Origin of the sequence: Lacrimispora amygdalina, assembly GCF_003432035.1 — a bacterium.
Lineage (GTDB): Bacteria > Bacillota > Clostridia > Lachnospirales > Lachnospiraceae > Lacrimispora > Lacrimispora amygdalina.
In genome coordinates, this window is the sequence record NZ_QOHO01000162.1 from 1 (window position 1) to 578 (window position 578).

Below are 578 nucleotides of genomic sequence, written 5' to 3' on the forward strand. Positions count from 1 at the left end.
CAGGTGTAGGTTCCATCCTTTAAAGAAGAAGGCTTCTCAGCTATCTCCGGTACAGTTTCTGGTTCCTCTCCCCTTGCTCTTGCAAGTGCCTGATCCACTGCCTCTTTAATGGCATTGCTGCTGAGAGTCGCTCCAGAAACGGCATCCACCTCTGTTGACTGCTTTGCAAGAATGGAATCCGTTAATCCTGGCAATACCATGCTGAGAAGAGTTTCCTTTTCTCCATTTACAGCAATGGAATCAATCGTTTTTCCTGATACTGTTACATCTGCGGTGACAATCCCGCCGTAGCCTCTCGCAGTACCTGTATAGGTACCCGGAACATAGATTTCCGGTCTAACACTGCTATCAATCGCCTTATAAAGTGGATCTGTTCCAAAAACAGTAGCGCCAGCCAGTAAAATCATAGCCCCTAATCCAATATACCCGTTTCTTTTAGCATTTGCGTTACTTTTATTCATATTTCCTCCTGCTTTTATAAAGTTTGACTTTATTTTAACATACCCCGCAGGACTACGGCAATGATTTTATAAAATTTTAATTATCTTTGGAAGGAATCAGGATTATGTGTTATAATG

The 578-nt window shown here is 42.2% G+C and carries 1 protein-coding gene; it reads right to left on the reverse strand.

Annotation, left to right across the window (positions count from 1 at the left end):
- A partial coding sequence (locus DS742_RS28460) for an FMN-binding protein (protein ID WP_117420267.1) occupies window positions 1-461 on the reverse strand: 461 nt, incomplete at its 3' end.
- Window positions 462-578 lie beyond the last annotated feature (117 nt).